This window comes from Herbidospora galbida (assembly GCF_005233835.1).
Classification (GTDB): Bacteria; Actinomycetota; Actinomycetes; order Streptosporangiales; family Streptosporangiaceae; genus Herbidospora; species Herbidospora galbida.
This window is the reverse complement of sequence record NZ_SZQA01000002.1, coordinates 1-23,807: the sequence shown is the minus strand read 5'-3', so window position 1 is coordinate 23,807 and position 23,807 is coordinate 1. Positions and strand designations below refer to the sequence as shown.

Sequence of the window (23,807 nt, the reverse complement as noted above, 5' to 3'; positions counted from 1 at the left end):
TCCCCGCTGGCAGACCGGTGTCCCGTTGACCGTTCTGCCGTTCACCGGAATTCACCTGGCGGTGATCATCGCGCTGGCGGCCGTGCTCATCGTGGGCGGCGCGCTGCTGTTCAGAATGCATAAGGTGCGATAGCCGCCGAAATGGCCCGGGAATTCACCTCTCCCGGGCCACGGGCGCGCCCGCGACATGGGTCTCGGCGTTTCTCCGGGTTTTCGCCCAGCCGCTCCGGCCGCGAATGATCCGCCAGAAGGCCCGCCATGACGTGAGATAGAAATTGTAAATGTAGAAGGCGTACACGACCCCGTAGAGCAGGCTTCTGCCGAGTCCGACCCGGGGTTCGCAGCGCCACCAGTAAAGCGGCCCCCAGATGAGGAACGGCAGAATGCCGAAGGTGCCGTAGACGGCGAACAGGATCCAGCCGCCCTCGACCAGCCACCAGCTCATCCCGGCCGGGTCGGCGATCAGCCGTCCGGCCAGATAGATCATCGGGATCGGGTAGACGAGCGTCCCGAGGAGCTGCATCCACGGCTGCGACAGGTAGTAGAGCACTTCGAGCGCGCCGAGGCTGCTGAACCGGGCCGAACGCCAGATCTCCGGCAGGTACTTGGCGCACTGCATGGTGCCCTGACCCCAGCGGGTGCGCTGGGTGAGGAGCCGCCGGAACGACCAGAGGCCCTCCTGCTCGACCCACGTGTCGGGGGTGTACTCGTTGCGCTCCCCCGCCAGCAGCAGCCGCACGCCGAGCTCGAAGTCCTCCAGCAGCGAGCCGCCCCAGGGCCCCTCCCCGCCGCTCGCGACCTTGTCGAGCGCGCTCAGCCGGGTGAACTGGCCGTTGCCGCCCATCGCGACCGTGCCGCTGCGCCGCCGGCCGAGCTGGATCGCCGAGATCGGGCCGCGGAACTCCAGGTCCTGCATCCGCACCAGCAGCCGCCCGAACGCGTTCCTGAACCGGCCGCGCTCCGGGCACGGGGTGCGGTCGTCGCGGTTGATCATCCACACGTCGATCTGGACGGCCCCGATCGCCGGGTCGGCGAACAGCTTCTCGCCGGCGCACACGCTCAGCATGTTCGGGGCGGGCCGCCCGTCGGCGTCCAGTACGCAGACCACGTGCCGGGTCCGGTCGGCGTCCGGCGGGAGGAAGTCGTCGAGCGCGCGGTAGGCGGCGTTGAGGGCGTCGCCCTTGCCGGTCCGCGCCTCCGGGCGCTCGCGGGTGACCAGGTGGATCCGGGCGTCGTCGCGCGCGATCCCCTCGACGATGCGGGCCGTGTCGTCGTCGGAGGCGTCGTCGACCACCCACACGTTGACGTGGGAGAACCGCTCGCGCAGGTAGCGCAGCGTCGGCCCGATGACGGCGGCCTCGTCGCGGCACGGGATGAACAGGTGCCACTCGAACGCCGCCGGGTTCCCCGCCGGGTCGGGCCGCTGCCGCAGATAGGGCCGGACGATCGTCAGGACGTAGGTGAGGAAGGTGACGCTGAGGAACAGCGCGAACGCCTGGGTCAACCCGAGCAGATACCCCATCAGCGCCGCACCCCCCGCATCGTCAGCAGCGTGTACGCCACCAGCGCCGCCCCGATGCCGAACACGCTGATCACCGAGCCGACCATGGTGTGCCCCCAGTAGTAACCGGGCTCGAAGCCCAGCCCCTTGATCAGCACCACGACGGCCAGGATGCGCACCTGGTTGCTCGCGAACAGCACCGCCACGGCCACGGCCAGCGCGACCAGCGGCCAGACGCCCGCCCGCCGCGACAGCCACAGGATCAGGATCGTGACCCCGAGCAGCGGCACGATCAGGAACCCGGACGTGCACTCGGGCGAGATCTGCAGCCCGACCGCGCCACCGGTCTCCTCGTTGAACGACAGGATCGCCATCACCGAGTTGACCGCCGTCTCGGTCCGCGCCACCAGCGCGACCACGTGGGAGGCCAGCACCGCCTCCCAGCCCCGCACCCGGTCGTCGACCAGCAGCACCGCCAGGAGCAGCACCCCCAGCACCCCCGAAAGGGCCACCCGAACGGCCATGTTCCCCCCTCTTGAACGACCTGCAACCTAGCCCTCGCTCAGGTCCGGCCACCTCCGCCGCGCGTGACGGCTCACTCGGCAGGGTCAGTCACCGCGCGCCCGCGCGCCCCGGGACTGGTCTGCTTGTTACGGTGCCGCGAGTTTTCTCTGACGCCCCCGAGGAGGTCCCGTGGGCAAGACCTTGGCGCTTCTCCTGTTCGCGACGGCGTGCGCCGCCCCGGCGACCACGCACCCGAGCGCGGCCATGCCCGTCGGCAGCTGTCACGTGATGTCCCAGCCGGAGGAGCTGTACGCCCTGAGCGACGTCCGGCCACCCGTACCGTGCACCCAGCCCCACCAGACGGAGACCTACCTGGTCACCCAGCTGACCGGCCCCATGGCCGACACCCCGATCCGGCCCCCGCACGAGCTGCTGGTCCCGATGGTCACGGCGGGCTGCGACTACCGTCCGATCCGCCCCTACCTGGCCGCCGGCCCGCACGACGCCCAGTGGGGCGTCTCGGTCTGGGGCAAGGTCCCGACCCCCGACGAGTGGGCGGCCGGCGACCGCACCCTCCGCTGCGACCTGCTGGTCCCGACGACGCACCCGAACGGCGGCCCGGTCCTGACGGCCCCGCTGCGCGGCATCATGAACCGCCCCGAGTCGGCGGCCATCCGCCGCTGCAACCTGGAGGGCCGCGACGTCCAGTGCGCCCTCCCGCACGAGTGGGAGTGGGTCGAGCCGCAGGGCCTGACCAGGAACCGCTGCCGCGCCAACGCGGCGATGTTCGCCGGGCGGCTGCGGGGCCTGCGGATCCGGCTCGGCCCCGACCGGTCGTGCTGGGTGGGCCAGGAGAACCACCGCATCACCGTCGGGACCCTGCGCGAGGGGATGGCGGCGTGACCCTCGGCCAGAAGGACCCGGGCCCCATGGCGTGGGGCGACCGGTTCCCCGAAGAGCCGGGCTCGACGAAGCACCGTTGGTGGCCGTGGAAGGAGAGGTCTCATCGGCGACCGGCGTCCGTGGCCGCGCCCGATTCCGGCGCCACGACGCACGCCGGAGAACCTGCCGAGAAGCGGGCTCGGCGGGCGGGGATTCGGCGTCATCCGCTGGTGGCGGTGGTGGTCGGGGTCGTGTGGGCGGCCGTCATGCAGGTCCGGCTGTTCCTCGGGGGACCTGTCGGCCTCGCCGGGTTCGGGGAGAACCTGCCGTGCCGGCTCGGGCTGGCCAACTTCCGGAACCCCGCGCTGGTCGGGTGGGAGCACGTACAGCCGATCTGGACCTCGCACGCGTGGACGGGTGAGACCTGCCCGCCCGAGTTCTCGACCGCCCTGCTCACGCAGGCCGCCGGGAGGTGGCTGACGCCGCTGCTCGGCTACCCCGGCGCGCTCGACCTGCGGGCGCTCGGGGTGCTGTTCGCGCTGCTCGTCGGCGTGGTCTGCGGGCTGCTCGTGGCGGTCACGCCGGGGCGGCCGCTGTTCCGGGCCGGGTTCGCCTCGGCGGTCGGGCTCCTCTACGCCGACGCCGGGTTCGCCGGCTATCTCGTCTCCCCCTACGCCGAGCCGACCGCGCTCGTGGCGGCCGGGTTCCTGGTCGTGGCGCTGCTGCTGCTGTGGGAGCGGCCGACGGCGCCGAGGGTGCTGGCGACGGCGGTCCCGGCGCTGCTGCTGGTCGGGGCGCGGCCGGAGTATGTGACGTTCGTGCCCGTGATCGGGTTCGCGCTGCTCTGGGTGCGGGGCCGCCGCGTCGTGGCGCTGATGGTGGCCACCTGGATCGCCGGGCTCGGCGTCTTCCACACCGCCACCGAGGCCAGGTTCGACGACCGCGGCGCCGTGTTCGAGACCATCCTGTACGACGACCCGACCGCCGCCGCCGACCTCACCTCGCTGGGCCTCGACCCGGAGCTCGCCCCCGCCGCCGGACTGCCCCGCGAGCACCCCACGTGGGCGGCCCTCGCCGACAGGTACCACCGCACCGCCCACCCCTCCCCCCTCCGGGTCGCCGGGTTCTACGCGACGCATCCGTGGCACGCCGTCCGTACCGTCGGATGGGGGTTCCAGGGCGTCGCCGGGCTCCGCCCCCACTACCTGGGCTCCTACCCGGAGGGCGCCGGGAAGCCGGAAGGCGAGCAGGAGCACCGGGTCGCCGTCTACTCGACGATCTGGGAGGTCTTCCGCAAGGGCCCGCTGCTGGTGCTGGTGCTCTGGATCGCCACGGCCGGCGCCGGGTATCTGGTGGTACGCCGCCGCTCCCTGACCCCGTCGGAGAAGACGATGGGACGCCTGGCGGCGATCCTGCCGCTGGCCGCGCTGGCCCAGTTCGCCGTGGTCGTGCTCGTCCACGGCCGGGTCGAGACGGTCAGGCACATGGCCATGACGAGCTGGCTCACCGCGATGTGCGTCCCGGTCATGGCCGCGGCCGTGGCGCTGGTGCTGACCCGGCTGCGCCCCGTTCCGCGCTGGCAGCACCGCCACTAATCATGCGCATCGATTCTTTCGCAAATGCGCGAGATAAAACGTTGATACTCCGCCTCATCCCGTATGTGAGAAACTAACGGGGCCCGAAGGGCGTCTTCGCGTTTCGCTCTCGGAGGTCATGAGAAATGGCTCAGGTGTCACTGCGTCCGCAGAAGACGGCGATGCTGGTAGCCCAGCGCATCGTGGCCGACATCAACCGCCGGGGCAACACCATCGGCGACCGCCTGCCGCCCGAACGCGCCATGCTCGACACCTATGAAGTCGGCCGCGGCACCCTCCGCGAATCGCTGCGTTTCCTCGAACTCCAGGGCGTCCTTTCGCTCAAGCCCGGCCCCGGCGGCGGCCCAGTCGTCCAGCAACCCGACGCGACCGGCCTCGTCACCGCGCTGACCCTGCTCCTGCAGTTCGAGAACGCGCCCTTCCGCACGGTCGCCGAGGCCCGCGCGGCGCTGGAGCCGATGATGGCCCGGCTGGCGGCCGAGAGAATGGACGACGAACAACTCGCCGCGCTGAAGTCGAGCGTCGACGACATGCGCGCCGGCCTCGCCGACCAGAGCGTGTTCCTGGCCGAGAACAAACGATTCCACGACATCATCGCCCACGGCTCCGGCAACACCATGTTCGGCTACCTGATCGACGCGCTACTGGGAATCCTCGACGGTTCCGCGATCGGAATCGACTATCCCGAAGTGCGCCGTTCGGCCGTCCACCGCGCCCACGTGAAGATTTACGAGGCGATCCGCGACCGTTGCCCCGAGAAGTCGGCGGAGGCCATGGCCGTCCACATCGACGAGTACGTGAAATACGCCGAACGCAAATTCCCCGAGGTGCTGGCCGCCCCCATCGTGTGGGGCTCGGTCTAATGGACGCCGATCTCCAGCCGGGAGATCCGGCCTGACTCGTCGAGCCCGAACCGGTAGTCGAGGTCGACCGGGCTCCCCGGGAAGTTCCCCTCGACGCGGCAGGTGACCGTGGTGTCGTCGCCGCCGATCGGGGTCGAGGTGTATTCGAACTCGGCGGAGGTCCGCCCGAGCCACTCCCTGATCGCCGCCCGGCCGTGGTGGTCGCGCCCGTCGTCGGTCACGTGGGCGCCGGCGGCGAAGGCGATCGAGGCGGCGGTCGACGGCTACACCCGCTTCGACGACTTCCAGGCCAACATCGGCCTGTCGTCGAGCATGCTGACCAGCCGCCTGAAGACCCTGGTCGACCGGGGCATCCTGGCCCGGCGCCCCTACCAGGACCGCCCGGTGCGCCACGAATACGTCCTGACCGACCTGGGCCGCTCCCTGCGGCCGGTCCTGGTCGCAATGGCCGCCTGGCGCAACTCCCAGCTCGCCCCCGACGACCGCGCGATGATCCTCCTCGACCGCCGAACCGGCCTGGAGGCCGACCCGGTCGTGGTCGACGCCACCACGGGCGCCCGCGCCGACGGCGACGACCACGTCTTCGCGGCCGGCCCGGCCGCGGGCCCCATCATGCGCCGCCGCTACGCGAACGGCGGCGCGACGATACGGTGAGATGAGTTCCGACCTGGAGGTCGCCGATGTCCACTCCGCGTCACGATGGTGAGGCCCTCATTCCTCGTCCGCCGCTGACGACGGCGGCGTTGCGGGCCGCGGTGGCCCAGATCGCACCAGCTCATCTGGGTCAGTTCGTCGAGCACCTCGACCAGGCGACGGAGCAGGCCGCGCGGCAGAGCACCGTCGCACCCCTTCACGGGTTCCTCCGGCAATGGGGCGAGTTCGTGGCGATCCACCGCTACCCCGCGAAAGCCGCCCGCCTGCGCGATCTGGAGCAGCGGGTGGCCGCCGCCACCGACCGGCAGACGGTGGCGGCCCTCCTGGCCGAGATCCGCGAGATCACCGACGCCGCGAGTGGTGACGCCACGGGTGAGTGACGACTGGACCTGGGAGTACGACCCCGACCACGAAGGCGTCGCCGTCGGGCTGCCCACCACGGTCGTCGCCGAGGTCGAGCGACTGGCCGGTCAGCTCGCGATTCTTGGACGAGACGCGGCCACGGCGGGCAGGGGCCCGCTGCACGGCGGCGGGTTGCGAACCCTCGATCTGTTCGGCGGGCGGGGCTTCCTGCACTTCATCGTCGCCGACCATCTCCGGCTGGTGCTGATCGTCCGCGTGACCTGGCTGGACTGACGGCCCGGCGGCCCCCAAACGCCGAAAGGGCCGGCCCGCGTGGATCGCGGGTCGGCCCTTTCAGGATTCAGGTCAGACCAGGTCGAAGCGGTCGAGGTTCATGACCTTGACCCAGGCCTTCACGAAGTCGGCCACGAACTTCTCGCCCGCGTCGTCGCTCGCGTAGACCTCGGCCAGCGCGCGGAGCTCGGAGTTCGAGCCGAACACCAGGTCGGCGCGGCTGCCCGTCCACTTGACCTCGCCGGTCGCGGCGTCGCGGCCCTCGAAGGCCGTCTGGTCGTCCGACGTCGCCTTCCACGTCGTGCCCAGGTCGAGCAGGTTGACGAAGAAGTCGTTGGTCAGGGTGCCGGGGCGGGTCGTGAAGACGCCCTGCGCCGACTGGCCCGTGTTGGCGCCGAGCACGCGCAGGCCGCCGACCAGGACGGTCATCTCGGGCGCGCTCAGGGTCAGCAGGTTGGCGCGGTCGAGCAGCAGGTACTCGGCCGGGTAGCGGTTGCCCTTGCCGTAGTAGTTGCGGAAACCGTCGGCGCTGGGCTCCAGGGCGGCGAACGACTCGACGTCGGTCTGCTCGGCCGAGGCGTCGACGCGGCCCGGGGTGAACGGGACCTCGACGGTGTAACCGGCGTCGCGGGCGGCCTGCTCGACGGCGGCCGAACCGGCCAGCACGATCAGGTCGGCCAGGGAGACCGGCTTGCCGAACGAGGCCTGGACGCCCTCAAGGGTGGCCAGCACGCTGGCGAGCTGGTCGGGGTCGTTGACCTCCCAGCCGACCTGCGGCTGGAGGCGGATGCGGGCGCCGTTGGCGCCGCCGCGCTTGTCGCTGCCGCGGAACGACGAGGCCGAGGCCCACGCCGCCGAGACCAGCTGCGGGACCGACAGGCCCGAGTCGAGGATCTTCGCCTTCAGGGCCGCCACGTCGGCGGCGTCGAGGAGCTCGCCCTCACGCGCCGGGAGCGGGTCCTGCCAGAGGAGCACCTCGCTGGGGACCTCCGGGCCGAGGTAGCGCACGACCGGGCCCATGTCGCGGTGGGTCAGCTTGTACCAGGCGCGGGCGAAGGCGTCGGCGAACTCGGCCGGGTTCTCCAGGAAGCGGCGGGAGATCTGCTCGTAGATCGGGTCGACGCGCAGGGCCAGGTCGGTGGTCAGCATCGTCGGGGCGTGCTTCTTGGCCGGGTCGTGGGCGTCGGGGACGGTGCCCTGGCCCGCGCCGTTCTGCGGACGCCACTGGTTGGCGCCGGCGGGGCTCTTGAACAGCTCCCACTCGTAGCCGAAGAGGATCTCGAAGAAGTCGTTGGTCCACTGGGTGGGCTTGGTCGTCCAGATGCCCTCGAGACCCGAGGTGATCGTGTCGGCGCCCTTGCCGGTGCCGAACGTGTTGCGCCAGCCGAGGCCCTGCTCCTCGATCGAGGCGGCCTCGGGGTCGGCGCCGACGTGGTCGGCCGGGCCGGCGCCGTGGGTCTTGCCGAAGGTGTGGCCGCCGGCGATGAGGGCGACGGTCTCCTCGTCGTTCATGGCCATGCGGCGGAAGGTCTCGCGGATGTCGCGGGCGGCGGCCAGCGGGTCGGGGTTGCCGTTGGGGCCCTCGGGGTTGACGTAGATGAGGCCCATCTGGACGGCGCCGAGCGGGCTCTCCAGGTTGCGGTCACCGGTGTAGCGCTTGTCGTCGAGCCAGACCGACTCGGGGCCCCAGTAGACGTCCTCCTCGGCCTCCCACACGTCGGCGCGGCCGCCGGCGAAGCCGAAGGTCTGGAAGCCCATGGTCTCGAGCGCGACGTTGCCGGTGAGGATCAGCAGGTCGGCCCAGGAGATGCTCTGGCCGTACTTCTTCTTGACCGGCCACAGCAGACGGCGGGCCTTGTCGAGGTTGCCGTTGTCGGGCCAGGAGTTCAGCGGCGCGAAGCGCTGCTGGCCGGCGCCGGCGCCGCCGCGGCCGTCCTGGATGCGGTAGGTGCCCGCGCTGTGCCACGCCATGCGGATCATGAAGGGGCCGTAGTTGCCGAAGTCGGCGGGCCACCAGTCCTGGGAGGTGGTCAGCACCTCGGCGATGTCGCGCTTGACGGCCGCGAGGTCGAGGCCGTTGAAGGCGGCGGCGTAGTCGAAGTCGTCGCCGAGGGGGTTCGCGACGGCCGGGTTCTTCGCGAGGATCTTCAGATTGAGCCGCTCCGGCCACCACTGGCGGTTGCCGCCGCCCTGGGTCGGGTGGGCCGCGCGTACGTGCGCGACCGGGCAGGCGCCCTCGTCCTTCGCGTCGGTGACGATGGCGTCGTGGTTCTCGGACATCGAAATCCTTCCGGACTATCTCAGCTCGCAGTGGCGGAACAGCTGGGGCAGCGGCCCCAATAGATGACCTCGGCCTCGTCGATCGTGAAACCGTGGGTCTCGGACGCGGTCAGACACGGCACCTCACCCACCGCGCAGTCGACGTCGGCGACCACGCCGCACGACCGGCAGACGATGTGGTGATGGTTGTCTCCGACGCGTCCCTCGAACCGGGCCGGGCTACCGGCCGGTTCGATCCGGCGGACCAGCCCCGCAGCGGTCAACGCGTGCAGGGCCTCGTAAACGGCTTGGAGGGAGACGTGACCGACCCGGTCACGGACGCCCGAGGCGATGTCTTCGACGCCGAGGTGGTTGCCACCCCGCACGGTCTCCAGCAGCGCGACCCGGGCTGCCGTCACCCGCAGTCCCGCCCCGCGCAACTCCTCCGCGATGGTCTGGCTCTTGGGTGCCGTCATGACGTCCAACCTATCGTCCTAAACACGAACGATACAAGTTTATGAATCGTCCAACTGAAGGCCACAAGGGGCTCAGGCGGTTAAGATCCCGGCTCATGCCCCGACTCGCCGTCCTGTTCGTGCTCGCCCTGCTCACCGGGTGTGGCATCGCCCCCGACACCCCGCTCGCCGACCAGTGCGACACCGTGCCGGCCGGCGCCGAACGGGTCGTCCTGCGGGCAGAACTCGACGTGCGGCTGGGCGCGGCGGTGGTCGGGCCGCCCGGCGCCCCGGTCGGGGTGGCGGTCGCCCACGGCGCCAGTCACACGCTCTGCGACTGGCTGCCCGCGATGTCGGCGCTGGCCGAGAGGCTGAACGTACGGGTGATCGTCCCCGACCGCCGGGGCGTCGGCTCCAGCGACGGCGACGGAGAGGTCGGCGAGCTGGCCGGTGACCTGCAGCGCGCCCTGACCTGGCTGCACGAGCAGGGCGCCACGAGACTGGCCGTCCTGGGCAGCTCCTACGGCGGCCCGATCGCGGTGCTGGCCGCCCAGCGGGCCACCGCCCTGCCGATGTGCGTCGCGGTCGCGGTCTCCCCGCTGACCGGCATCGAGGGCGGCGTCGCGCCTCTGGCCGAGAACAAGCCGGTCGCGAGCCTGTGGGCGGTCGCCGAGACCGCCTTCGGCGCCAGCGCGACGGCCCTGTTCGAGAAGGTCCCCCAGGCGAGGCAGGGGCGGCTCAAGATCCTCCCGGTCGACGACCACAGCCTCGCCCTGCTCCGCGGCCACCCCGACGCGATGACCTTCGTCGAAGACGCCCTGCGTACCTGCTGAGCGCTCTAGGGCAGGTGCCCGGCGAAGAAGGCCGAGACGAGGGCGTCGACCCGGCGGGCCTGGTCGGTCTGGGGAGCCGGTTCGAGGCCCGGCTCGTCGGCCAGGGCGTGGCCCATGCCCGCGAGGACGACGAGCTCGGTCGGCGCCGTCCGCATCGCCACCAGCGCCTCGGCCGGGGTCCGGAAGGCCCCGGCCAGGTCGTCTCCGCCGACCACGATCAGCATCGGCGCGGAGCCCAGGTCGTCGGCCCTGGCCGGGAAGTCGAGCCGGCTGGCGACCTCGCTCGCGGGCGGGCTCCAGTCGTACGTCATGCCGTAGTGGACGCTCAGCTCGTCGATCACCGCCCGCAGGCGGGTCACCGGGCTGAGCAGGGCGATCGCCGGCACGTCGAAGCCGCCCTCGGCCAAGACCAACTGGGCCGCCGCCGCACCGACCGAGCCGCCCATCAGGGCGACGCGGTCGTGGCCGATGCCGAACCGCTCCCGCAGGTCGGCCCAGGCCGCCGGGAACTCGGCGGCCGCTCCGGAGACGATCGGCCAGTGCGCGTCGAGCACGACGTCGCCGCGCATCAGCGCCTCCAGCCCGCCCTCGGGGGCGCGGGCGCCCGACAGCGGCAGGCCGAGGTAGAACCGCCAGGCGTGGCCGAGGTCGCGCAGCGGGACGGCCGCCGCGAACGCGGTCTCGGTGCGCGGCGCGTCGAGCAGGTGCCAGGCCACCACGACCGGGCTGTCCGGCCGGGGCTCGGCGGGGCTCAGCGCGGCGAACGGCACTCCGGCGGCGACCCCGGTGACGATCACGTCGGCTCCTCTCGGCCGGAAAAAGGCGGGCCGCCCTGGAGCGACCCGCCTTCACGCACTTCCCGTCAGGCCACCCGCGAGCGCGGGGCGCTCCAGGTGTTGCACGCCCCCGGGCTCGCGGTGCTCCAGCCCCGCTTCAGCCAGTAGGCGTTGTTCGGGCCGTTGCCGTGGTCCGGCGGCGCGCCCGCCTTGTCGCCGCCGTTCTGGCGGTACCAGTCGAACTCGTAGTCCATGTTCTGGGCGATGCCCGGCACCGAGCCGCTGACGCTGCGCAGGAACGCCCCCGAGAAGCACTGCGCCTGGAGTTCGAGGCGGCGCGAGGTCTCGTTCCCCGGCACCTGCAGCGAGTAGGCCCTGATCCCGGCCAGCCCCTGGATGTGGTGGCCGTACTCGTGCGCCAGCAGTTCCGCGCCCCACAGCCCGTAGCCGTTCTTGACCGGCGTGCTCCACAGGTAGATGTAGAGCGTCTCGGAGTTGTAGCAGTAGTAGCCCACGAACCGGGCCGGGAACTTGCCGCAGGAGGTGTTGCCGCGCGTGTTGACCACCACCATCTTGGGCGCCCGGAACTTCTTGCCCGCCTGGGCGAACGACTTGCGCCAGGCGGTCGCCAGACAGGTGTTCACCTTGATCAGGTAGGCGCGATAGGAAGCGCGGCTGCCGGCCCGCGGCGATCCCGCACCGCAGTTGACCGTGCCGAACTTCGTCTTGTACAGCGGATTCGCCGTCGCCACGGACTTGGGCACGAGCGCCTTGGCCTCGGCCTGAGCCGGAGACGCCAGCACGGCCCCCGCCGTGATCAGCATGGCGGCGACAACGAAATAGCGAGTAATTCTCGTCACGAGTCCGAAATGGTAGGGCTTACGACATAGATCCAAGCTGCGAACACCTCAACCTGACACATCCAGGACAGCCCCGACGATGGCGTCCGCGTCGATCCCGTGGTACCGGTAAACCGACTCTAGATCGCCCGACTGCCCGAATCGTGTCACTCCGAGATGACGCGCCTTGACATTGTTGATTCCGGCCAGGAACGCCAGAGTGTGCGGGTGTCCGTCGAGGACGGTGACCATCGGCGCGGCGCGGTGCGCCGGGAAGGCGGCGTCGAGCACCCAGGTCGCGCCGTCCTCCCGGCCGGCCTTGGCCTGCGTGGCGGTGAACAGCAGCCCCGGGCTGGTGACGCAGACGACGTCCGCGCGGATCCCGAGCCGCTGCAGCCGCTCGGCGGCCGACAGCGCCTCCGGGACGGTCGCGCCCATCGCCACGATCGTGACCGCCGGGTTGTCGGGGGCCTTGCGCAGCAGGTAGGCGCCCGCGACCGCCTGGCGACGCCGCCGCTCTCGGACCGCCGGGTCGGCGGGCACGTCGGCGAGCGACTGGTCGACCGGGCGGGTCGACAGGCGCAGGTAGGCCGACCTGCCGTCGGGGCGGCCGAGCTTGGCGAGCGAGGCGAGCAGGGTCCACTCGACGTCGATGGCGAACGCGGGCTCGTACGTGACGCACCCCGGCTGTTCCAGGCCGAGCGACGGCGTGGTGATCGACTGGTGCGCGCCGCCCTCCGGGGCGAGCGTGACCCCCGACGGGGTGCCGACCAGGATCGACTGGCCGCCCGCGTAGATGCCGAACGACCACGGCTCGTGGGCGCGCTGCACGAACGGGTCGTAGAGCACCCCGATCGGCAGCAGCGGCTGCCCCCACCGCGACCAGGTCGCGCCGAGCTCGCCCAGCAGCCCGACGAGGTTGGTCTCGGCGATGCCGAGCTCGATGTGCTGGCCGGTGGGCCGCTCGCGCCAGTGCAGGATCGTCTCGGGGTCGTCGGCGAACCAGTCGACCTGCTCGGTCGCCGACCACACCCCGACCTTGTTGACCCAGCCGCCGAGGTTGGTCGACGAACTGACGTCTGGGCTGAGCGTCACGACCCTGCGGGCCGCTTCGGGGGCCGACCGCGTGAGGTCGAGCAGGGTCCGGCCCAGCGCCGCCTGGGTGGTCGCGGTGCCGGCCGGGATGCGGCCGAAGTCGGTCGGGACCTCCGGCGGCGCCATCGTGGCGACCGGCGGGCGCTTCAGCGCGGCGCTGACGTCGGCGCAGAACCGGGCCTCGGGCGAGCCGGCGGGGAAGGCCGCCCAGGGGTCGCCGGGGTCGGCGCCGACCCGCTCGGCGAGCTCGGCCAGCTGCTCGGCGGTCAGCAGCGAGCTGTGGTTCTGCGGGTGCCCCTCGACCGCCAGGCCGTGTCCCTTGATCGTGTACGCGAAGATGACCGTCGGCCGCGTGTCGTCGATGGCGGCGAAGGCCTGGTTGAGCGCCGGGAAGTCGTGCCCGCCGAGGTTCCTGACCGCCCGGGTGAGCGTGTCGTCGTCCAGCGTCTTCAGGAGCGCGTCGATCTCCGGGTCGCCGGCGGGCAGCCGCTCGCGGAGCTGGCCGGGAGTGCAGCGCAGCAGGCGCTGGTATTCGGGGTTGGGCATGGCGTCGATGCGGGTGCGCAGCGCCTCGCCGCCCTTCTCGCGGAACAGCGACTCCAGCAGGTCGCCGTACTTGACGGTGATGACCTGCCAGCCCGCCGCGGCGAACATGCCCTGGAGCCGAGGGGCGCCCAGCGCCGGGACCACCCGGTCGAGCGACTGGCGGTTGAGGTCGACGATCCAGACGATCTCTCCCAGGCCCGCCACCATGGGGTCGCCGATCGCCTCCCAGACCGCGCCCTCGTCGAGTTCGGCGTCGCCGACCAGGGAGTACTGGCGGCCCGCACCGCCGCCCGACGTCATCGAGTCGACGTAGCGGCGGGCCAGCGCGCCCCAGATCGGGGCGGTGGCGCCGATGCCGACCGAGCCGGTCGAGTAGTCGACCTGGTCGGGGTCCTTGGCGCGGCTGGGGTAGGACTGCAGCCCGCCGAACTCGCGCAGCGTCGTGAGGTAGCGCTTGTCGAGGTCGCCGAGCAGGTAGTTGACGGCGTGCAGGACCGGCGAGGCGTGGGGTTTGACCGACACGCGGTCTTCGGGCCTCAGGTGGCGGAACCAGAGCTCGGTCATGATGGAGACCATCGACGCCGACGACGCCTGGTGGCCGCCCACTTTCAGGCCCGTGCGGTTGGGACGCACCCGGTTGGCGTGGTGGACGATCGCCATGGAGAGCCAGAGAACCCGGCGTTCGACGGCTTTCAGGACATTAGTGTCGTTCGACCACAATTCTCGCTGCACGGGCGAAACTATGGCATCAACCAGCACTAACGTCTAATTACGACCGCTTCCCGCGGCCGCCCTTCGCCCGCGCGGCCGGCACCCGCTCCAGCGCCTCGCGCGACTCCTTCAGCGCGATCGCGCTCTCCACCAGAGAGATCGTCGAGGACACCATCACCTCGAACAGTTCCCCGGGCGACACCCCGCGCGCGCCGCGCGCGGCCTCCAGCCGGGAACTGGCCGGCGCGTCCTCCAGGACCCGGGCGCCCACCTCCTGCAGGGCGCTGGTCACCGCGAGCAGTTCGAGGCTCTCCGTCACCGGCGCGATGATCTCGATCGGCACACCCTCGCGCTGCAGCCGCGCCACGAGCGCCTCGGCCTCCGGAGTCGCGCCCAGCGACGCGCGGCGCAGCATCACCGGGATCAGCCCCGGATGCGCAACCAGGGCGGCGCGGGTGCGGTAGGCCGTCAGCGGCAACCAGATCCGCCAGCTCGGATGGTCGGTGATCGGGAACTCGACGCTCTCCAGCGCGAGCTGGGTGACCCCGTCGAGGATCTCGTCCTTGTTCCGGAAGTGGTGGTAGAGAGATGCCCCGTTGACGTTCAGGGCCTCGCCCAGCCGGCGGATGCTGAGAGCGTCGAGCCCTTCCTCGTCGACGATCGCCAGCGCCGTTTCCAGGACCTTTCTCCGGGAGATCAGCGGAACCTTGGGCCGGGCCATGGCACCTCTTCTACTCTGTGTACTTTTGCCTTAGAGGGTAACGCCCAACGCCGTTAGACAATGGCGCATCCGTTTGCCCCGGCCAAAGTGCCGCGCCCATTTGCAGAACATCGGTGAAATCGAATTCTCATCCGCTTCCACCTGGGAAAACAACGGGGATCGCCACGTTCGGTAAGCGACAGGGTTGGATTCAACGATATTCACGACCGGCCGCCCGCCCATCGACCAGAAGAGGGTGCCGAAGCGGGGTTAGGCAGCTGTTGATCACGGTACGTCACCAGGTAACGCCGTTCACCCCGGCGCGAACATACGAAAGAGGCGACATGAAACCCTACGGCGTTTGGGCAAGGGAGTTCCGGACCGACAACCCGGCCGAGGTCGGGCAGGCGGCGGCCGAGCTGGAGAAGCTCGGGTACGGCGCGCTCTGGGTCCCCGGCGGGACCGACAGCGGTCTCGACACCGCCGAGAAGATCCTGGCCGCCACGACCGACGTCACCGTCGCCACCGGCATCACCAACATCTGGTCCACGCCGGCCTGCGAGACCGCCGAACGCACCCGCGCCCTCGGCTCCGCCCACGGCGGCCGTTTCCTGCTCGGCCTCGGGGTCAGCCACGAGAGCATGGTCGACCGGTTCCGCCCCGGCGCCTACCGCAAGCCGCTCGCGGCGATGACCTCCTACCTCGACGAGCTCGACAAGGAGGGGGTGACCCCCGACCGCCGGGTGCTGGCCGCCCTCGGCCCCAAGATGGTGGAGGTGGCCAAGAACCGCGCGGCGGGCGCCCACCCCTACCTGGTGACGCCCGAGCAGACCGCCGCGATCCGGTCGGCGATCGGCCCCGGCCGCCTGGTCGCCTCCGAGCAGGGCGTCGTCCTGGAGACCGACCCGGCCCGCGCCCGGCAGCTCGCCCGCGAGGCCCTGCACCCCTATCTGGCCATGCCCAACTACGTGAACAACTGGCTGCGCGGCGGCTTCACCGACGACGACGTGAGCGGCCGGGGCAGCGACCGGCTGATCGACGCCCTGTTCGTGTGGGGCACGCCCGAGCAGTGCGCCGCCCGGCTCAACCAGCACCGCGACGCGGGCGCCGACCACGTGTGCCTCCAGGTGCTGGGCACCCCGGCGGGCGAACTGCCGATGACGCAGTGGCGCGAACTGGCGACGGTCCTCTTCTGAGCGACGCCGGGGGCCGCTCGGGCTATCCGGCGGCCTTCGACAGCAGGCGCAGATACATTACCGCCACCTGCGGATCGCGGATCTGCACCAGTTCCACCGGCGTCAGCCAGCGCGTCGTGGCCGAGCTCTCGTGCACCGAGCCGTCGCCGCGCGCCTCACCCGGCGTCAGCCCGGTGACGTCGACCGCATAGAGCGTGTAGACGGTGTCGGCCGACTTCGACGCGTAGGACTCCCCCAGGGGGATCAGGTCGGCCTCCTTGACGAGATATCCGGTCTCCTCTTCGAGTTCCCTGACCGCGTCGTCGGCGATGTCGCCGCCCTCGTATCCGCCGGTCACCGCCGAGAGGACGGGATCGCTCCCCCAGCAGGGCGTGATCTCCGACCGGACCAGGAACTCCCGCCCGGCGGGCGTCTCGCGGAAGGGCAGCATCGCCACGATGCGTCCCTGGCAACGGGTCTCGTGCGAGTACACGTAGCCGCCGACGTCCATCAGCGACAGCCAGGGGTTCTCGTAAAGGATCACAGGCGTCAACATATCCGGCACTCTGGATGACTGGGATCCCACCTTACTGGTCAGAGTGTCTCGCAAAGGTGACTAAGGGCTGAGACGGTGACTACCGAGCGAAGGGGGCGCGCATGCAGCTCGCGGTCGACATCACCGACATCGGCCAAGACACCGTGATCATGTCATTGGTGGGTGAACTCGACATGTTCACCCAGCCGGTCGTCGAGGCCACCCTGATCGGCCTGCACGCGCGGAACGTCACCCGCGTCGTCGTCGCCGCGGCCGGCCTGACCTTCAGCGATCTGGGCGGCCTGCTCACCCTCTGCCGCGCCGACGAGGAGTTACGCGGCCGCGGCGGCGGCCTCACCCTGGCCGCCCCGGCCCGGCAGGTCCTCCGCGTCAACGGGCTGCTCGCCGACGAAGGGCTGCGGGTCTGCCGCTCGGTCTCCGAGGCCCTGGGCGTACGCCACGCGCGCCGCTCCCATCGCACCCACCGGGCCTAGGAGAGCTCGACCACCACGTTGGTCGACTTGACCACCGCCACCGCGACCGCCCCCGGCTCCAGCCCGAGCTCGTCGGCGGCCTGACGGCTCATCAGCGACACCACCCTGAACGGCCCGGCGGCGATCTCGACCTGAGCCATCACGGTGTCGCGGACGACCTCGGTGACGATCCCCCGGAACCGGTTGCGGGCCGACGAGGTGGCCCCGCCGGTCTCCGCGGCGATCTGGGCGCGGGCGAGGGCGGCCAGGTCGGGCCCGTCGATCAGCCGCCGGCCGTGCTCGTCACGGCTGGCGGCGAGCCGCCCGGAGTCGACCCAGCGGCGTACGGTGTCGGCGCTCACGCCGAGGATCGCCGCGGCCTCACTGATCCTGAACGTGGCCACGCGCGACAGCCTATTCGGGGTGGGCGTGCAGCCGCCGCAGCGCGAACGCCAGCTGCAGCCGGAACCGTCCCTCGGGCCCGCGCACCTCCCACCCGAGCAGCTGCTCGGCCCGCGTGAGCCGGTCGACCAGCGTGGAGTGGTGCAGGGTGAGGTGGGTCGCGGCGGTCCGCAGGCTGGTCGAGGTGACGACCGCGTGCAGCGTCTCCAGCGCCCACGCGGGCAGCCCGCCGACCGTAACCACGTCGGGCGAGGGCGCCGCCCCCGGCCCGATCGCCGCCGCCACGGCGGCCAGGCCGCCCAGCTCGTCGAAGCGCACCACCCGGGGCCCGAGCACGTCGTCGGCGAACCTGAGGGCGACCTTCGCGTCGGCGTAGGACTTCGGCAGCCGCCCCACCGGCACGAACGGCCCCACCCCCGCGCGCACTGAGCCCAGCGGGTGCCGGGCCTCGCCGTGCGGCTCGACCAGCACGACCCCGTCGGGCAGCGCGATGGCGCGGGCCCGATCGCCGAGGCGCAGCCGCTTGGCCGCGTGCAGCCGGGCGGTCTCCCCGGCCGAGGCGTCGACGACCAGCTCCACCAGCGCGGGATCGGGCGCCCGGCCCCGCGTCCGGTCGAGCACGTCGCGGGCCAGCGCGACCCCGCGTTCGAGAACCATCAGATCGACCGGCGAGGGCGACCCGAGCTTCTCCAGAACGAGCACGACGTCACCCGACCGCTTACGCGGCCAGTCGTCGGAGTCGGCGTCGTCGGGATGGTCGTCGCGGTGGCCGTCGGCGAGGACTCTCAGGAAGACGCCGCGTTCCTCGTCGATCAGGCGGGCGGCGCACCCTGCCAGCACCGCGACCCCGCGCACCGTCGCCTCCAGGCCCGCCCGCCCTTCGGCGAGCCGGTCGAAGTAGGCGATGACCTGCACGGCGGCGCTGGCGTCAGGGTCGAGCGCGGCCAATCTTCCGACGAGCTCCCGCATCTCCTCAGTCTCCCTCAGCGGCCGACCGGGTTTCGCGAAGGATCAGTGGCCCAGCAGGCGGCGCAGCCAGTCGACCCTCGCCTGCTTGGCCCGCTGCGACAGCGCCGCCTGCGGGACCATCACGTCGAAGCCGTGGAAGCCGCCGGGCCACACGTGGAGTTCGGCCTGGCCGCCCGCCTGCCAGATCGCCGTCGCGTAGGCGACGTCCTCGTCGCGGAAGGTCTCGGCCGAGCCGACGTCCACGAAGGCGGGCGGCAGGCCCGACAGGTCGGTGGCCCGCGAGGGCGAGGCGTAGATCGACACGTCCGGGCCGCCGCGGCGGTCGCCGAGGAGGGCCGACCAGCCGGTGTCGTTGGAGGTGTGGTCCCAGATGCCGAGTCCGGCCATCTGGTGGCTGGAGACGGTGTCGTTGCGCTCGTCGAGCATCGGGTAGATGAGCAGCTGGCCGAGCAGGGCGGGGCCGCCCCGGTCGCGGGCCAGCAGGGCGGTGCCCGCCGCCAGGCCGCCGCCGGCGCTGCCGCCCGCGATGACGATCCTGGCCGGGTCGACGCCCAGCTCGGCGGCGTTGTCGGCGAGCCAGACCAGGCCCCGGTAGCAGTCTTCGACCGGCGCCGGGTCGGGGTGCTCGGGGGCGAGGCGGTAGTCGACGCTGACGACGACCATGCCGAGTTCGACCGCCCACGCCAGCGGATCGGCCAGCCCGACCCGGTGGTCGCCCATGATCATGCCGCCGCCGTGGATCCAGTACACGACGGGCGCGGGCGTCGGCGCGGCGACCGGGCGGCAGACGACCACCGACACCCCGTCGCCGAGGTCGACCTCGGTGAGGTCGACGATGCCGCCGAGGGTGAGGTCCTCGGCGGGCGCGAGAGTGGTCATCCCCTGGCGGAGCAGCGGGATCATTTCAGGGGTCAGGGACGACGGCATGTTCTGCGAGATGACCGTGAGCGCGGCGGCGAGCTCGGGGTCGAACGGTACGGCTGTCATACCTCACATCCTGGTCAGACGTGCCGTGAGCCCCAAGCGCCATGCGGTGGGCGATTCCCGACGAGTGGCGGGAACAGCTATTGAGTAGGCGTACTCATTCCCCCGAAGCCGAATATCCGGATATTGGCGACATGGGTGTCGAATTGCGCAAAACCGCGCGCTCGGAACTGATGAAGGTCCTGTCCGCCGGCGTCGTCGGCGCGGCCGTCACGCCGCTCACCGGCGTGATCGGCCGGTTCCTGTCCTCCAGCGGGATCGGAGCGGCCATCTGCTCGGGCGGCCTGGAGTGCATCCTCCCGCTGGTCCTCACCGCCTACGGCGCCGCGACGGCGGCCGCCTGGGTCGCCTTGGCGCTGCTCCGGGTCCGGCCGGCCTGGCGGGTGGCCCTGGCCGGGGCGGTGCTGTCGGCCATCGTCTACGTGGCGACCCTGCAGGCCGACCCCAGAGGCTACGTCTGGGCTCTGTCCGCGGCCACCGCCGTCTGTTTCGCCGTCGCGGCGTGGATCTCGCTGCGACTCAGGCGTCAGCCCCAGGAGTAGCGCAGGATCTGCCCGATGTTCCGGAACCCCGGCAGATGCGCCATGATCCACATCGCCACGCGGCCACCCAGCGGATAGTCCTCGACACCCGGCATGTCGACCACGCGCTGCGCCTCCCGCAGCGTCAGCCCGGGATGCCACGACTCCAGCACGCGCGGGTCGTCGATGGCCCAGTAAAGGGTCGCCCCGGCCTGCCGGACGGGCCGGTTGAGCTTCTGGAGCCGGATCCCGGTCGAGTTCTGGCAGTCGAAGATGAGCTCACCCTTCGCGAACCTGCCGGTCAGCCGCTCGATCAGCCGGCGGCCGTCGTCCTCGCGCAGATACATGGACAGGCCCTCGAACACGACCGCCGTCGGCCGGTCGTCGGGCACCGCGCCCAGCCACTTCTCACTCGTGACCGACGACGCGATGCTGTGGTAGTCGCCGTCGGGCCGGTCGATCACCCGGTCGCGCAGCTCCAGCACCTCGGGATAGTCGAGGTCGACCCAGCGCACCAGAGGGCCGGGGTCGATCCGCTGGGCCCGGGTGTCGAGGCCGCAGGCCAGGTGCAGCACGGTCGCGGTGGGGTGCCGCCGGAGGAAGTCCTTGGTCCACTCGTCGATGCGCAGAGCCCGCAGGGCGACCCCGGCCGCGGTCATGGGGGTGATGCCGGTCTTGGCGAAGTCGTAGTCGATCCGCTCGACGGCCTGCTGCGCGACCTCGTCCTTCAGGATCGAGCGGGGGGAGCGACTGTCGAGAGCTCGGCTCCACAGGGTGGCGAGCATCGTCTCCTGGGCGCCGGCGAGGGAGATTTTCTCGCGGTCCATTACTCCATTGTGTACGTTCGCAAGGTGGCAGATCGTCTGGATGTATGGACATATGAAATAGATGGCGAATTAGAGGCCGCCTACGACCATGCCGTCACTGACGATGAGCGCGCCGCCGCAGGCCGTGAGACCGTCGCCCAGCACCTGCGGTCGCTGGTCACCGCCAACAAGATCAGAGCGGCCGAGAACTGGTCGGAGAAGCTGCCGCCCGACGCCGAGATCAGGCGGGTCTGGACCCCGCGCGACCCCGCCGCGCTGCGCGCCCGGCTCGACGACGACGATCTCGCCGTCTGGTCGGAAGACGACGTGCTGCACATCGTCTGGCGCGGCTCGTGCGAGTACCCCCGGATCTCCGGCGGCGTCCAGTTCCTGATGTGGCCGGTCGACGGCGCCGACGACCTCTGGGAGGTGTCGCTGCGCATCCGCCGCCTCGACGAGTCGGTCATCAGCGTGTACGTCTGCCCCGACGCCCCCACGATCGTGGCGGAGCGCGAGTGGCGCGGGAAGCTGGCGCCCCCGGCGCTGCCCGAGGTCTCCGAACTGCAGGGCACCCTGGAGGAGCACCGGCTCACCTTCCTCGGCGAGCCCCGCACGGTCGCCCTCTACGTGCCGCCCGGCACCCACGGCCTCATCCCGGCGGTCTGCCTGGCCGACGGCCAGATGCTGGCCGCGTTCGCCCCGGTCGTCGAGGCGGCCATCCTGGCCGGCACCTGCCCGCCGGTGGCCGTGGTGGGCGTCTTCTGCGCCGAGTCGGGCAGCGGCGACCCGAGGTCGCACGAGTACCTCCCGGCCCACGACCCCGAGCGGTACGCCGCCCACCTGGCCTTCGTCACCGACGAGGTCATCCCGTGGGCCGACGAGCGCTTCCCCGCCTCGGGCGTCTGGCTGACCGCCGGGGCGTCGAGCGGCGCGGTCTGGGCCCTCAACGCGGCCCAACGGCGTCCCGACGTCTTCTCGGGCGCGCTCGGGCTCAGCCCCGGCATCCCCCCGGAGACCGAGCTGCACGCCCTGACCAGGAACTACGTCGGCGGCGGCACCCTGGAGTCGGGGTTCCGGTGGTCGGCCGACGACTGGGCCACGAAGCTGAGCGCCGCCGGCGCGAAGGTCCGCCACGTCGAGTGGGCCGGCGGCCACGACATCTACTGGTGGTCGCAGCACTTCCCGCCCGCTCTAACCTGGCTGACCGTACGCCCTGAGTGAAGTTCGCCTATCGCGTATTCGGTACCCATCACTCCAATTACCGCGTTCTATGGAGTAACAGGGCCCCGGACTCCATGGAGCGGCGAGAGATGTTCGAAAGGTTCACCGACCGAGCGCGGCGGGTGGTCGTCCTGGCCCAAGAAGAGGCCCGGATGCTCAACCACAACTACATCGGCACCGAGCACATCCTGCTTGGCCTCATCCACGAAGGCGAAGGCGTCGCCGCCAAGGCCCTCGAAAGCCTCGGCATCAGCCTCGAAGGCGTCCGTCAGCAGGTCGAGGAGATCATCGGCCAGGGCCAGTCCGCGCCCTCCGGCCACATCCCCTTCACCCCGCGTGCCAAGAAGGTTCTCGAGCTGTCACTGCGCGAGGCGCTGCAGCTCGGCCACAACTACATCGGCACCGAGCACATCCTGCTCGGGCTCATCCGCGAGGGCGAGGGCGTGGCCGCCCAGGTCCTCGTCAAGCTGGGCGCCGACCTGAACAGGGTCCGTCAGCAGGTCATCCAGCTGCTGCACGGCTACCAGGGCGGCAAGGAGGCCGCGGCCTCGGGCGGGCCCCAGGAGAGCGCCCCCTCGACCTCGCTGGTCCTCGACCAGTTCGGCCGCAACCTGACCCAGGCCGCCCGCGAGGGCAAGCTCGACCCGGTCATCGGGCGCGAGAAGGAGATCGAGCGGGTCATGCAGGTGCTGTCCCGCCGCACCAAGAACAACCCGGTGCTCGTCGGCGAGCCCGGCGTCGGCAAGACGGCCGTGGTCGAGGGCCTGTCCCAGAAGATCGTCAAGGGCGAGGTGCCCGAGACGCTGAAGGACAAGCACCTCTACACCCTCGACCTGGGCGCACTCGTCGCCGGCAGCCGCTACCGGGGCGACTTCGAAGAGCGCCTGAAGAAGGTGCTCAAGGAGATCCGCACCCGCGGCGACATCATCCTGTTCATCGACGAGCTCCACACCCTGGTGGGCGCGGGCGCGGCCGAGGGCGCGATAGACGCCGCGTCGATCCTCAAGCCCATGCTGGCCCGAGGCGAACTCCAGACCATCGGCGCGACCACTCTCGACGAGTACCGCAAGCACCTGGAGAAGGACGCCGCTCTGGAGCGTCGTTTCCAGCCCATCCAGGTCGCCGAGCCGTCGCTGTCGCACACGATCGAGATCCTCAAGGGGCTGCGCGACCGCTACGAGGCCCACCACCGCGTCTCGATCACCGACGGCGCGCTCGTCGCGGCGGCCACGCTGGCCGACCGGTACATCTCCGACCGGTTCCTGCCCGACAAGGCGATCGACCTGATCGACGAGGCCGGCTCGCGCATGCGCATCCGCCGCATGACCGCCCCGCCCGACCTGCGCGACTTCGACGAGAAGATCGCCAACGTGCGCCGGGACAAGGAATCGGCCATAGACGCTCAGGACTTCGAGAAGGCCGCCGCCCTCCGCGACAACGAGAAGCAGCTCATGCTCAAGCGCGAGCGGCGCGAGCGCGAGTGGAAGGCCGGCGACATGGACGTCGTCGCCGAGGTCACCGAGGAACTGATCGCCGAGGTGCTGGCCACCGCGACCGGCATCCCCGTCTTCAAGCTGACCGAGGAGGAGTCCCAGCGTCTCCTCCGGATGGAAGACGAGCTGCACAAGCGCATCATCGGCCAGGACGACGCCATCAAGGGCCTCAGCCGCTCGATCCGGCGTACCCGGGCGGGCCTGAAGGACCCCAGAAGGCCCGGTGGCTCGTTCATCTTCGCCGGTCCGTCCGGTGTCGGTAAGACCGAGCTGTCCAAGGCGCTGGCGGAGTTCCTGTTCGGGGACGAAGACGCGCTGATCATGCTGGACATGTCGGAGTTCATGGAGAAGCACACCGTCTCCCGGCTCTTCGGCTCGC

The 23,807-nt window shown here is 71.2% G+C and carries 25 protein-coding genes; 12 read left to right on the top strand and 13 right to left on the bottom strand.

The annotated features are described in order from the left end of the window. Positions 1 to 154: 154 nt before the first annotated feature. Together FDA94_RS02925 and FDA94_RS02920 are read right to left on the bottom strand one after the other, a co-directional pair. A complete protein-coding gene (locus tag FDA94_RS02925; RefSeq protein ID WP_137245478.1) occupies positions 155 to 1,522 on the bottom strand; it encodes an XrtP-associated glycosyltransferase in 1,368 nt (455 codons plus the stop codon). Beyond that, on the bottom strand, positions 1,522 to 2,025 hold the full coding sequence (locus FDA94_RS02920; RefSeq protein ID WP_137245477.1) for an exosortase/archaeosortase family protein: 504 nt from the start codon (positions 2,023 to 2,025) through the stop codon (positions 1,522 to 1,524). The genes FDA94_RS02925 and FDA94_RS02920 overlap by 1 nt, the downstream gene beginning before the upstream one ends. A gap of 169 nt (positions 2,026 to 2,194) precedes the next feature. Here FDA94_RS02920 and FDA94_RS02915 point away from each other — a divergent pair, with 169 nt between their 5' ends. From FDA94_RS02915 to FDA94_RS02885, 6 genes are all read left to right on the top strand, one after another. Next, a complete protein-coding gene (locus FDA94_RS02915) occupies positions 2,195 to 2,908 on the top strand; it encodes a septum formation family protein (RefSeq protein ID WP_137245476.1) in 714 nt (237 codons plus the stop codon). Continuing rightward, a complete protein-coding gene (gene wsfD / locus FDA94_RS02910) occupies positions 2,905 to 4,482 on the top strand; it encodes a glycan biosynthesis hexose transferase WsfD (protein ID WP_137245475.1) in 1,578 nt (525 codons plus the stop codon). The genes FDA94_RS02915 and wsfD overlap by 4 nt, the downstream gene beginning before the upstream one ends. A gap of 125 nt (positions 4,483 to 4,607) precedes the next feature. Then, complete coding sequence (locus tag FDA94_RS02905; RefSeq protein WP_246059483.1) at positions 4,608 to 5,345, top strand: FadR/GntR family transcriptional regulator; 738 nt, start codon at positions 4,608 to 4,610, stop codon at positions 5,343 to 5,345. Between the two features lie 102 nt (positions 5,346 to 5,447). Then, positions 5,448 to 5,999, top strand: a complete 552-nt coding sequence (locus tag FDA94_RS02895; protein WP_212735163.1) for a winged helix-turn-helix transcriptional regulator — start codon at positions 5,448 to 5,450, stop codon at positions 5,997 to 5,999. Between the two features lie 26 nt (positions 6,000 to 6,025). Beyond that, positions 6,026 to 6,379, top strand: coding sequence for a DUF6247 family protein (locus FDA94_RS02890; protein WP_137245474.1), 354 nt, complete (start codon positions 6,026 to 6,028; stop codon positions 6,377 to 6,379). Then, positions 6,372 to 6,635, top strand: a complete 264-nt coding sequence (locus FDA94_RS02885; RefSeq protein ID WP_137245473.1) for a hypothetical protein — start codon at positions 6,372 to 6,374, stop codon at positions 6,633 to 6,635. Before FDA94_RS02890 ends, FDA94_RS02885 begins: the two co-directional genes overlap by 8 nt. Positions 6,636 to 6,707: 72 nt before the next feature. Here FDA94_RS02885 and katG read toward each other — a convergent pair whose 3' ends face one another. Together katG and FDA94_RS02875 are read right to left on the bottom strand one after the other, a co-directional pair. Beyond that, positions 6,708 to 8,915 (bottom strand): catalase/peroxidase HPI, encoded by a 2,208-nt coding sequence (gene katG, locus FDA94_RS02880; RefSeq protein ID WP_137245472.1) that lies wholly within the window; start codon positions 8,913 to 8,915, stop codon positions 6,708 to 6,710. Between the two features lie 20 nt (positions 8,916 to 8,935). Next, positions 8,936 to 9,370, bottom strand: coding sequence for a Fur family transcriptional regulator (locus tag FDA94_RS02875; protein WP_062355675.1), 435 nt, complete (start codon positions 9,368 to 9,370; stop codon positions 8,936 to 8,938). Positions 9,371 to 9,465: 95 nt separating this feature from the next. Between FDA94_RS02875 and FDA94_RS02870 the strand changes: the two genes are divergently transcribed. Next, positions 9,466 to 10,182 carry an alpha/beta fold hydrolase gene (locus tag FDA94_RS02870; RefSeq protein ID WP_170990756.1) on the top strand — a complete coding sequence of 239 codons (717 nt, stop codon included), beginning with the start codon at positions 9,466 to 9,468 and terminating at the stop codon, positions 10,180 to 10,182. A gap of 5 nt (positions 10,183 to 10,187) precedes the next feature. Here the strand turns inward: FDA94_RS02870 and FDA94_RS02865 are convergent, their stop codons facing one another. The 4 genes from FDA94_RS02865 to FDA94_RS02850 form a co-directional block, all read right to left on the bottom strand. Continuing rightward, positions 10,188 to 10,979 carry an alpha/beta hydrolase family protein gene (locus FDA94_RS02865; RefSeq protein WP_137245470.1) on the bottom strand — a complete coding sequence of 264 codons (792 nt, stop codon included), beginning with the start codon at positions 10,977 to 10,979 and terminating at the stop codon, positions 10,188 to 10,190. A 65-nt stretch (positions 10,980 to 11,044) separates the two neighbouring features. Continuing rightward, positions 11,045 to 11,818, bottom strand: coding sequence for a neutral zinc metallopeptidase (locus tag FDA94_RS02860; RefSeq protein ID WP_137245469.1), 774 nt, complete (start codon positions 11,816 to 11,818; stop codon positions 11,045 to 11,047). A gap of 48 nt (positions 11,819 to 11,866) precedes the next feature. Continuing rightward, on the bottom strand, positions 11,867 to 14,170 hold the full coding sequence (locus tag FDA94_RS02855) for a transketolase-like TK C-terminal-containing protein (protein ID WP_246059481.1): 2,304 nt from the start codon (positions 14,168 to 14,170) through the stop codon (positions 11,867 to 11,869). A 37-nt stretch (positions 14,171 to 14,207) separates the two neighbouring features. Beyond that, on the bottom strand, positions 14,208 to 14,870 hold the full coding sequence (locus tag FDA94_RS02850) for a TetR/AcrR family transcriptional regulator (RefSeq protein ID WP_137245468.1): 663 nt from the start codon (positions 14,868 to 14,870) through the stop codon (positions 14,208 to 14,210). A 323-nt stretch (positions 14,871 to 15,193) separates the two neighbouring features. Between FDA94_RS02850 and FDA94_RS02845 the strand changes: the two genes are divergently transcribed. Further along, the gene (locus FDA94_RS02845) at positions 15,194 to 16,045 is read left to right on the top strand and encodes an LLM class F420-dependent oxidoreductase (protein ID WP_137245467.1); all 852 of its coding nucleotides are present in this window, start codon (positions 15,194 to 15,196) and stop codon (positions 16,043 to 16,045) included. A gap of 22 nt (positions 16,046 to 16,067) precedes the next feature. Here the strand turns inward: FDA94_RS02845 and FDA94_RS02840 are convergent, their stop codons facing one another. After that, the gene (locus tag FDA94_RS02840) at positions 16,068 to 16,568 is read right to left on the bottom strand and encodes an NUDIX domain-containing protein (RefSeq protein WP_170990755.1); all 501 of its coding nucleotides are present in this window, start codon (positions 16,566 to 16,568) and stop codon (positions 16,068 to 16,070) included. Positions 16,569 to 16,681: 113 nt separating this feature from the next. Here FDA94_RS02840 and FDA94_RS02835 point away from each other — a divergent pair, with 113 nt between their 5' ends. Continuing rightward, positions 16,682 to 17,053: an STAS domain-containing protein gene (locus FDA94_RS02835; protein ID WP_137245465.1), complete on the top strand. Its 372-nt coding sequence runs from the start codon at positions 16,682 to 16,684 to the stop codon at positions 17,051 to 17,053. On the opposite strand, the gene FDA94_RS02830 is transcribed toward FDA94_RS02835, so the two are convergent. The 3 genes from FDA94_RS02830 to FDA94_RS02820 are packed head-to-tail and all read right to left on the bottom strand — an operon-like array spanning position 17,050 to position 19,390. After that, the gene (locus FDA94_RS02830) at positions 17,050 to 17,436 is read right to left on the bottom strand and encodes a TOBE domain-containing protein (RefSeq protein WP_137245464.1); all 387 of its coding nucleotides are present in this window, start codon (positions 17,434 to 17,436) and stop codon (positions 17,050 to 17,052) included. The two genes, FDA94_RS02835 and FDA94_RS02830, sit on opposite strands and share 4 nt — an antisense overlap. 10 nt (positions 17,437 to 17,446) lie before the next feature. Further along, the gene (locus FDA94_RS02825) at positions 17,447 to 18,403 is read right to left on the bottom strand and encodes a helix-turn-helix domain-containing protein (RefSeq protein ID WP_137245463.1); all 957 of its coding nucleotides are present in this window, start codon (positions 18,401 to 18,403) and stop codon (positions 17,447 to 17,449) included. Positions 18,404 to 18,445: 42 nt separating this feature from the next. After that, positions 18,446 to 19,390: an alpha/beta hydrolase gene (locus FDA94_RS02820; protein ID WP_137245462.1), complete on the bottom strand. Its 945-nt coding sequence runs from the start codon at positions 19,388 to 19,390 to the stop codon at positions 18,446 to 18,448. Positions 19,391 to 19,521: 131 nt separating this feature from the next. On the opposite strand from FDA94_RS02820, the gene FDA94_RS02815 reads away from it, so the two are divergent. Beyond that, on the top strand, positions 19,522 to 19,929 hold the full coding sequence (locus FDA94_RS02815) for a hypothetical protein (protein ID WP_137245461.1): 408 nt from the start codon (positions 19,522 to 19,524) through the stop codon (positions 19,927 to 19,929). Here the strand turns inward: FDA94_RS02815 and FDA94_RS02810 are convergent. After that, complete coding sequence (locus FDA94_RS02810) at positions 19,914 to 20,735, bottom strand: class I SAM-dependent methyltransferase (RefSeq protein WP_137245460.1); 822 nt, start codon at positions 20,733 to 20,735, stop codon at positions 19,914 to 19,916. The genes FDA94_RS02815 and FDA94_RS02810 overlap by 16 nt on opposite strands. A 24-nt stretch (positions 20,736 to 20,759) precedes the next feature. On the opposite strand from FDA94_RS02810, the gene FDA94_RS02805 reads away from it, so the two are divergent. Continuing rightward, the gene (locus tag FDA94_RS02805; protein ID WP_137245459.1) at positions 20,760 to 21,935 is read left to right on the top strand and encodes an alpha/beta hydrolase; all 1,176 of its coding nucleotides are present in this window, start codon (positions 20,760 to 20,762) and stop codon (positions 21,933 to 21,935) included. A gap of 89 nt (positions 21,936 to 22,024) precedes the next feature. Further along, positions 22,025 to 23,807: ATP-dependent Clp protease ATP-binding subunit (locus tag FDA94_RS02800; RefSeq protein ID WP_137245458.1), on the top strand; the 1,783-nt coding region annotated here is incomplete at its 3' end.